We start from the raw sequence: 8,075 nt of genomic DNA, 5'->3' as shown, positions 1-8,075 counted from the left end.
CCGTGAACGTGGACACCCCGGAAGATTACCAGCGGCTGACCACGGCCTGAGCATCCGGGCTTAGTTCCCTTTCAACTGATTCAAAGCAGCGGCCAGCGCATCCATGGCCAGATGGCTGGCGTGCTGCGACTCCGGCGCCAGGCCGCCGACGGCCGCTACCAAGTCCACGCGGCGCAGGGCGCGGGCCTCGGCCGCGGATTTTCCCTGGAGTAACTCGGTGAGTGCGGAGCCGCAGGCGATGGATGGGACGCAACCTTTGGTCAGAAACCGGGCTTGGGCGATGCGGCCGCCGTCAAGCTTCAGGCTCAGGCGCATGATGTCGCCACAGGCCGGGTTCTCGACCTCGGCGATGGCGTCGGCGCATTCAATCTCGCCCACGTTGCGCGGGTGCTCGAAGTGGTCGAGAAGCTGGGGCGAATAGGTGGCCACGGCCGCAATTCTAACAACAGCAGCTCCGTAGAGGTCGTCCTCGCCGCCTGGTGTGGCGCCGGCGACCGCGTCCCGCTGGAAAAGATCGTCGCGCAGCGGGGCTGGCAGAAGGTGAGCGCGGTGCGCGCTGGTCGAGTGTATTGCATCCGCGACCAGTACCTGAACACGCCGGCTGCCACGCTGATGGCGGGGCTCAAGGCGCTGGCCGCCGCCATCCGCCCCGACCTCTTCCCTGCCGCAAAGGGATTGCGGCGCATCGCGCCGGCGGTACGCCCTTCCCAGGCCAAACCGGGGCTTGTGATTTAATAGCCAGCTATGCCGGTAGAAAGCAGCAAACAGGAGCTGGCCCGGGAACTGGAGCATCGGGCCGTCTCCTCCCCTTCTGTCGAGCACCTGATGACTTCGATCGCGAGCCGCCTGGCGCAGCAGCTTCCGACCTACAACTGGGTGGGCTTCTACATGCTGGAGCAGGGCGCGAAGGAGCCGACGCTGGTACTGGGTCCGTTCGTGGGCGCGCCCACGCCGCACACGCGCATCCCGCTCGATCAGGGCATCTGCGGCGCGGCGGCCTCGAGCGGGCACACCGTCGTGGTGGACGACGTCCACTCCGACCCGCGCTATCTTTCCTGCTCGATCGAGACCAAGTCCGAGATCGTCGCCCCCATCTTTGTGCAGGGACAGGTGGTGGGCGAGCTGGACATTGACAGCCACTCCCCGGCCGCCTTCGGGCCGGACGACCGCCAACTAGTGGAGCACTGCGCCCGGCTGGTAGGACGCTATCTCGAGAAAGCTCCCATTCGATGAAGCTGGTGGTGGCGGCGCTCATCCTGCGCGAGAGCACGGTGCTGGCCTGCCAGCGCACCAAGCACCAGACCATGCCCTTGAAGTGGGAGTTCCCCGGCGGCAAGATCGAACACGGGGAGCAGCCCCGGGACGCCCTGCGGCGCGAGCTGGAGGAAGAGCTGGGCATCGCGGCCCGCGTGGGCGACGAAGTGGCGCGCCTCACGCACGTCTACAAGAACGGGAACGCGGTGGAGCTGCGCTTCTTTCTGGTGCGCGAGTTCGAGGGCGAGGTGGAGAACTGCATCTTCGCCGACGTGCGCTGGGTGGAGCGCACCAAACTTCCCGCCTATGACTTCCTGGAAGCCGACCAGGAGCTGGTGCGGCAGATCGCCGCGGGCGGGGTCATCTAGAAGTCAGCGAAAAATGTGGCGGCGGTGGTAGTAGTACACGGAACATGCGATCCAGAAGGCCAGCCCCACCAGAACCATCAAGAGCATGATGAGGAAGGTGGGCTCCTTGGGTTGCGCCACCAGGGCCAGCAGGCAGATCCCGACAAAGAAGACGTGCAGTCCCGCCCAAACGAAGACCAGGATCATTCCCATCTTTGATTTGCGCACCAGGCCGAAGCCGGTGAGGGCGGCCAGCCCCAGCAGCAACATCAGGATGCCGGCTCCCAGGCGGGTCTCAGAGTCGCTCTTGGGGTCCAGCAGAACCGCCAGAAACAGCAAGAAGAGAAGCGGGCTGACCACCAGCATTCCCCAGCCGTGGATGTATCCCCACAGGTAGGGTGACGGCACGGGCGGAGCTGGGGCCCCGAGGAAGGCCGCGGGAGGCGCGAGAAAAACCTGCCCGGGGACGGACTGCGGCAGGCTGGCGCCGCACTTCAGGCAGAAGGCGGCCTGCGCCGGGTTCTCCGTCCCACAGCTGGGGCAAAACATGAGTCCGCCTTTCCCTGCCAAGAGGATTTACGCGGCGCGATTATGCCCCGGCCCCTCGCATGAGGCAAGACCCTTTCCCGCAGCCGCTGTCTAGAGGGTCCAGAGCATGGCCGCGCTCAGCACGATCATGACCACGGCGGTGCTCCAGGCGACGGCGTTGTCCAGGCGCGAATTGGTGTGGCTGCCCATGAGCTCGGGCTTGTTGATGAGCCGGAGCATGAAGAACAGGACAAAGGGAAGCAGGATGCCGTTCAGCACCTGGGAGAAGACCGCCACCTTGAGCAGGGGCAGACCGGGCCACAGGATGACGCCGGCGCCGGCGGCGATGAGGACGGTGTAGAGCCAGTAGAAGAACGGGGCCTCGCGGAACCCCTTGTCCACTCCCGACTCGAAGCCCAGCCCCTCACAGATGGTGTAGGCGGTGGAGAGGGGGAGGATGCAGGCGGCAAAGAGGGAGGCGTTGAACAGCCCAGCGGCGAAGAGGAAGAAGGTCCACTGACCGGCAAACGGGCGCAGGGCTTCCGCGGCGTCGGCAGCGCTGCTGATCTGGTGATGTCCGTGGACGTACAGGGTCGCGGCGCAGGCCATGATGATGAAGGCGGCGACGATGTCGGTGAAGATGGAGCCGACAAAGACGTCGATGCGGGCCGCCCGATATTGCCGCTCGGTGATCCCCTTCTCCACGATCGAGGACTGCAGATAGAACTGCATCCAGGGCGCGATGGTGGCGCCGATAATGCCCACGGTGAGGTAGAGATAGGCGGAGTCGGCGAACAGGGAGTGCGCCGGCGGAGTCACGGTACGGAACAGAGCTTCATCCCACTTGGGACGCGAAAGGATCCCGGCCACGATATAGGAAAGATAGAAGAACGAGGCGATCAGGAAGACCTTCTCCACCGTCTTGTAGTTCCCCTTCACCACCAGGAGCCACACCAGAACGGCGGCGGCGGGAACGGTGAAATAGCGGGAAAGGCCGAACAACTCCAGGCTGGTAGCGACGCCGGCGAACTCCGCGATGACGTTGAAGAAGTTGGTGATCACCAGCGCCACCATCATGAGGAAGGTGATGCGCAGGCCGAACTCCTCGCGGATGAGGTCGCTCAGCCCTTTGCCGGTGACCGCGCCCATGCGGGCCGCCATCTCCTGCACCACGATGAGGGCCAAGGTCATGGGAATGATGGTCCAAAGCAGGAGGTACCCGAAGTGAGCTCCGGCAAAGGAGTAGGTGTAGATGCCGCCGGCATCGTTGTCCACATTCGCGGTGATGAAGCCCGGGCCCAGCACGGCCAAGAAGAGCAGGATCCGGGTCTTCCAGTGCTTCAGCCATTTCATGATCGGTCGCCAGTGCTCAGAACTCAGTTCCCTTTCGGCCCAACGGGTCGCGCATTTCGAAGCGCGCTACAGCTTGCTGCGTAGCAGGTTGATCACTACGTCGGCGGTGATCACTCCGGACAAGCGGCCTTGCTCGTCCACCACCGGCAAGCTCAGCAGGTTGTACTTATCGAAGAGCTCGACCACATCCTTCTCGCCGGCGCCGGCCGGGCAGGAGATGACGGGCTGGGTGATCAATGCAGAAAGCTGGGTCTCCTCCCGCGCCATGGCCAGGCTGGCCAGGGAGACGGCGCCAACGAGCTTCTCGTCGTGGTCCACTACGTAGACGGCGCTCAAGGTCTCGGGCGCTCCTTCGTAGGAGCCCAGGGCCTGGATGGCGTCCTCGACCGTGGCGCTGGATGCGAAGTACAGATAGTCGGTGGTCATGCGGCCGGCGGCGGTGTTTTCCTTGAACTCCAGGAGCTCGGACACTTCCTCGCGCTCGGCCGGCTGCATCTCCTCCAAGATCTCTTCGGAGGTCTCCTCGGAGAGGTCGCCCAGCAGGTCGGCGGCGGCGGCGGGGTTCATCTCCTCCATGATGTCGGCGGCGCGGTCGGAATCGAGGGACTCCATGATGGAAACCTGGAGCTTGGGCTCGATCTCCTCCAGGGCGCCGGCGGCGACCTCTTCGTCCAGGGTCTCAAAGACGGCCTCGCGCTCGGCGGGCGCCAGCTCTTCCAAAATGTCGGCGATATCCGCCGGGTGCAGCTTCGCCAGACGGTCGTGGGAGATCTTCAGCTTCACCCGCCGCGCCGGGTCGGTCTCGATCAGGTCCACGAACTCCCAGGGAATGGCGTGCTGGGGAATCTTGGCGAGTAGCAGGCGCAGAGCCCGCGCCGGCACCACTCCCTTGAGCAGGCGGCGCACGGCGCCGCGCGCACCCACGTCCACTTCGCCGATACGCAGCACCACGAGCTGATTGATGAGCTCGGGATACAGGTCCACGTCGTTCACGCGCACCACCTTGCGGCCGTGGACGTCGATGATCTGCTGGTCGAGCAGGTCGCGTTCCAGGAGCAACAGCCCCTCCCCGCCGACGAAGGGAGGCCAGTCGGCGGCCAGGGCCGCGGCGCGCACCGTTCCGCCGCCCACCGCAGCTAGCACGTCGCGCCCCAGCATGCGATCGCCGGAGGCGGTCTTCACGATCAGGCAGGCCACGCTCGCGGTGTCCTCCTGGGGCGCCACCGCGACCTCGCGCACACGTCCGCCGACCGCGCCGGCAGGATCCAGCACCGGCACGCCCAGCAGCTCGGAGAGTGCCAGACCAGGCATTCCATTTGGAGAATACCAGCGCTCGAGGCGCCGGAGTTAGTGGTTAGTGAGGCACGCGCCGGGTTTCTCCGAAGCAGGATGGGAGCCGGACCCAGCGGAGCCACTGGGCTTTGCGTTGACATTTCCGCACCCGACAGGCACACTACCGAATTCCCGGAAGAGGCACGTTTCCGTGGGTCTCCAGGGCCGGCAGCGTCGGAGCCCCGCGCGACGAGGCCTGCGCGCCGGGGATAACGCCAGGAACAAGCATTCTTAAGATGACCGAGAAGCGGGTCTCCTACACGCTGGACTCAACCCTGGACAGCGTCGACATGGCCGAGGACGCCGCCGCGAAGCTCGCGACCAGCGCGGGTTTCAGCGAGGAGGACCGCTATCGTATTGCCATCGCGGTGCGCGAGGCGGCGGTGAACGCCGTGCTGCACGGCAACGGCTCGAATCCACAGAAGAAGATGACCGTTTCTTATGAGAACACGGGCGACTCCCTGGTCATCACCATCGCCGACCAGGGCAACGGGCTGGACCCGAAGAACATCCCGGATCCGCTGGCCCCGGAAAACCTGTTGAAGCAATCCGGACGGGGCATCTTCCTGATCCGGTCGTTTATGGATGAAGTGCGGTTCCGCGCGCTGGGACCGGGTACCGAGATTACTTTGATCAAGCACGTCGGGAGCGCGTCTCCCGGCGTCAAGGAGGAGACGCAGTGAGCATGAAGGCCAGTCAACGCGAGGTGGACGGCGTCACGGTGCTGGACCTGAGCGGGCGCATCACGCTTGGGGAAGGCAGCGTTCTGCTGCGCGACAGCATCCGCGACCTCATCGCCAAGGGAATCAAGAAGATCCTGCTCAACCTGGGAGACGTGACCTACATCGACAGCTCGGGCATCGGGGAGCTGGTCAGCGCCTTCACCACCGTCCGCAACCAGGGCGGCGAACTGAAGCTGCTGAACCTGACCAAGAAGGTGCACGACCTGCTGCAGATCACCAAGCTCTATACCGTCTTCGACGTGAAGGACGACGAAGCCACGGCCATCCAGTCCTTCAAGAAGTAGTTCCCGCCCCGGCCCGGGTGGCGGCTCCCGCAGGGAACGTGGCGCGGAGCCGACGAGTCCCGGCCCGGGAGCCGGCCGCCAGCCCATGCGCATCTCCCGTCTCGACAAGTCGCAGGTGGACGCCGACAGCGGCGCCATCTATGACCACTACCTCAAGGCCCGGGGCAATGTCCCCAACATGTTCCGCACCGTGGCCCACCGCCCGGAGATCCTACGCACCCTGGTGGCCCACTTCCGCGCGGTCATGGAAAGCGGCACGGTGCCCGCCAAGCTGAAAGAGCTGGTCATCGTCCGCACCTCCCAGATGAACGACTGCGAGTATTGACTGTCCTCCCACACCGCCTTGGCAAGGCGGCTGGGCTGGAGCCAGGAGCAGCTCGATCACCTGGCCGAGTTCGAGAATCGCTCCGACTTCGACGAAAAGGAAAAGATCTCACTGCGCTTCGCCGAGCGCATGACCCGGGAATCGCACGGCGTGGACGAAGCCCTGTGGGCCGACCTCCGCCGTTTCTTCGACGAGGGCGAAGTGGTGGAGCTGGCCGCCGCCATCGGCCTGTTCAACTATTTCAACCGCTTCAACAACGCGCTGGAGATGGAGCCCACCAAGTAGCTGCGAGGCCCGAGTTTTGAGATACCGTCAAACACCTGGCCGGGTGCTGGTCATGAGGCTGCTGACCATCCTGCTGTTCTCCGCCTCCCTGGCCGCGAAGTGTCTGCCCATAGGCGAGGCGCTGAAGCACATCGGCGATACCCGCTGCGTCTTCGCCAAAGTGCTGACCGTCAGCGAGAGTCCCAACGGCGCCTGGTTCCTGAACTTCTGCGACGATTACCGGGAGTGTCCGTTCACCGTGGTGGTCTTCGCCCGCGACCTGCGCGACGTGGGCGACGTACGCTTCCTGGCGGGCAAGGAGGTCGAGATCCACGGCAAGATCCGCGAGTACCAGGGACGCGGGGAGATCATCCTGAAAGACCGGCGGCAGCTGCGCGGCGAATCGGCCAAGATCCCGCCCGTCCCCAAGGACTACGACGCCTCGCGCCACGGCAGCTACAGCGCGGGAGCGTTCAAACCCAGCAAGTCCTCCCAGAAGCCAGCGAAGGCGAAGCCTCCGATCGCGCGCAATCCTTCGGACGCGGAAAGTCCCGCCGAGGAACCTGCGCAGTCGCCCAAGTAGCTACACCAGACCCTTGCGCAACTCTTCTAGAGGATATTTCGTCCCGCGCCAGACCACGCCTCCCCGCCCCAGCACAAGGAACATGGAACGCAGCAGGGTATAGGCAAACAGGGTTGTACTGATGGGATGCAGCACGACGTAGAGTGGGGAGATGCGCGAGTATCGCGACATGCCGAGATAGATGAGCGCGATTGCGCCCACGGCCAGGGCGTAACCCAGCCGCGCCCAGCCCGGGGCGAACACCAGTCCTGCGAAAGGCCCCAGATTGAAGAGCAGCAGCAGAAACGCGGCGCCGACGGTTCGCGGCCAGCGGTAGAGCATGAGCGCGAACAAATTCTTGGTGAGGTTGTCGAGGACGCCCAGGGCGCCGTGGCCCCAGTGCAACGAGATCAGGCCGTATCCCGAGGCGACGCGCTGCGCGTAGCCGCCCTCCTTCACCAACTTGCCCAGCTTCATGTCGTCGAGCACGTCCATGCGCAGCGCCTGGCGCGCCCCCAGGTCTTCATACACGCGGCGGCGAATCAGGTTGAAGGCCCCCATGCCGACGTAGTCCTGCGCCCTGGGGTCGGAAACCTTCCACGGCCGATGCCCGAAGACGACCAGCGTGGGGAAGAACGCGAACATCATGCGCTCGCTCAGCGAGTGCATTTGGGCCGTGGGGAAAAGTACGAGGTGGTCGGCGCGACTCTCTTCGGCGCACAGCAGGGCGCGGCGCAGAGCGTCGGGACGGAAGCTGACGTCGGCGTCGGTGAAGAGCAGCCAGTCGCCGGTGGCCTGATGCGCCGCCAGGCCCATGGCATGCGGCTTGCCCAGCCATCCCGGCGGAAGCTCGCTGACGTGCAGAACGCGCAGGCGCTCCGGATTCTCGCGCGCCAGCCGGTCCAGGATCTCGCCAGTGCGGTCGGAGGAACGGTCGTTGACGGCGATCACTTCGTAATCGGGATAGTCGAGGCCGAGGAGCGATCCGACCGCTGCCTCGATGTGGTCTTGTTCGTTTCGCGCAGCGACAATGACGCTCGCCCGCCGCCTGACCTCAGGCCACCGGTCCCACTCCGGCCCGGT

13 protein-coding genes are annotated in these 8,075 nt (G+C 65.1%); 8 read left to right on the top strand and 5 right to left on the bottom strand.

Translation table 11 applies throughout. The features are described from left to right. Nucleotides 1-60: 60 nt before the first annotated feature. Nucleotides 61-429 (bottom strand): iron-sulfur cluster assembly scaffold protein, encoded by a 369-nt coding sequence (locus VGQ94_04170; GenBank protein ID HEV2021701.1) that lies wholly within the window; start codon nt 427-429, stop codon nt 61-63. Between VGQ94_04170 and VGQ94_04165 the strand changes: the two genes are divergently transcribed. The 3 genes from VGQ94_04165 to VGQ94_04155 are packed head-to-tail and all read left to right on the top strand — an operon-like array spanning nt 397 to nt 1,622. After that, nucleotides 397-735, top strand: a complete 339-nt coding sequence (locus tag VGQ94_04165; GenBank protein ID HEV2021700.1) for a hypothetical protein — start codon at nt 397-399, stop codon at nt 733-735. The two genes, VGQ94_04170 and VGQ94_04165, sit on opposite strands and share 33 nt — an antisense overlap. A gap of 9 nt (nt 736-744) precedes the next feature. After that, nucleotides 745-1,233, top strand: a complete 489-nt coding sequence (locus tag VGQ94_04160) for a GAF domain-containing protein (GenBank protein HEV2021699.1) — start codon at nt 745-747, stop codon at nt 1,231-1,233. Continuing rightward, nucleotides 1,230-1,622 carry a (deoxy)nucleoside triphosphate pyrophosphohydrolase gene (locus VGQ94_04155; GenBank protein HEV2021698.1) on the top strand — a complete coding sequence of 131 codons (393 nt, stop codon included), beginning with the start codon at nt 1,230-1,232 and terminating at the stop codon, nt 1,620-1,622. Before VGQ94_04160 ends, VGQ94_04155 begins: the two co-directional genes overlap by 4 nt. A 3-nt stretch (nt 1,623-1,625) precedes the next feature. On the opposite strand, the gene VGQ94_04150 is transcribed toward VGQ94_04155, so the two are convergent. The 3 genes from VGQ94_04150 to VGQ94_04140 form a co-directional block, all read right to left on the bottom strand. Further along, nucleotides 1,626-2,150, bottom strand: a complete 525-nt coding sequence (locus VGQ94_04150) for a zinc ribbon domain-containing protein (GenBank protein HEV2021697.1) — start codon at nt 2,148-2,150, stop codon at nt 1,626-1,628. 90 nt (nt 2,151-2,240) lie between these two features. Continuing rightward, nucleotides 2,241-3,482: an Nramp family divalent metal transporter gene (locus tag VGQ94_04145; GenBank protein HEV2021696.1), complete on the bottom strand. Its 1,242-nt coding sequence runs from the start codon at nt 3,480-3,482 to the stop codon at nt 2,241-2,243. Nucleotides 3,483-3,548: 66 nt separating this feature from the next. Continuing rightward, on the bottom strand, nt 3,549-4,793 hold the full coding sequence (locus VGQ94_04140) for a CBS domain-containing protein (protein HEV2021695.1): 1,245 nt from the start codon (nt 4,791-4,793) through the stop codon (nt 3,549-3,551). 257 nt (nt 4,794-5,050) lie between these two features. Between VGQ94_04140 and VGQ94_04135 the strand changes: the two genes are divergently transcribed. The 5 genes from VGQ94_04135 to VGQ94_04115 all read left to right on the top strand — a co-directional run bounded on the left by VGQ94_04135 (nt 5,051) and on the right by VGQ94_04115 (nt 7,013). Then, a complete protein-coding gene (locus VGQ94_04135; protein ID HEV2021694.1) occupies nt 5,051-5,497 on the top strand; it encodes an ATP-binding protein in 447 nt (148 codons plus the stop codon). After that, nucleotides 5,494-5,841 carry an STAS domain-containing protein gene (locus tag VGQ94_04130; protein ID HEV2021693.1) on the top strand — a complete coding sequence of 116 codons (348 nt, stop codon included), beginning with the start codon at nt 5,494-5,496 and terminating at the stop codon, nt 5,839-5,841. Before VGQ94_04135 ends, VGQ94_04130 begins: the two co-directional genes overlap by 4 nt. Before the next feature lie 85 nt (nt 5,842-5,926). Beyond that, nucleotides 5,927-6,166, top strand: a complete 240-nt coding sequence (locus VGQ94_04125; protein ID HEV2021692.1) for a carboxymuconolactone decarboxylase family protein — start codon at nt 5,927-5,929, stop codon at nt 6,164-6,166. 18 nt (nt 6,167-6,184) lie between these two features. Further along, a complete protein-coding gene (locus VGQ94_04120; GenBank protein ID HEV2021691.1) occupies nt 6,185-6,451 on the top strand; it encodes a hypothetical protein in 267 nt (88 codons plus the stop codon). Nucleotides 6,452-6,503: 52 nt separating this feature from the next. After that, on the top strand, nt 6,504-7,013 hold the full coding sequence (locus tag VGQ94_04115; GenBank protein HEV2021690.1) for a hypothetical protein: 510 nt from the start codon (nt 6,504-6,506) through the stop codon (nt 7,011-7,013). Here the strand turns inward: VGQ94_04115 and VGQ94_04110 are convergent. Further along, the coding region (locus tag VGQ94_04110) for a glycosyltransferase (GenBank protein HEV2021689.1) at nt 7,014-8,075 on the bottom strand (1,062 nt) is incomplete at its 5' end.

The organism is Terriglobales bacterium, assembly GCA_035937135.1.
Taxonomy (GTDB): domain Bacteria; phylum Acidobacteriota; class Terriglobia; order Terriglobales; family Acidobacteriaceae; genus DASYVL01.
The sequence above is the reverse complement of the archived record's forward strand: the minus strand, read 5'-3'. Positions and strand labels throughout refer to the sequence as shown.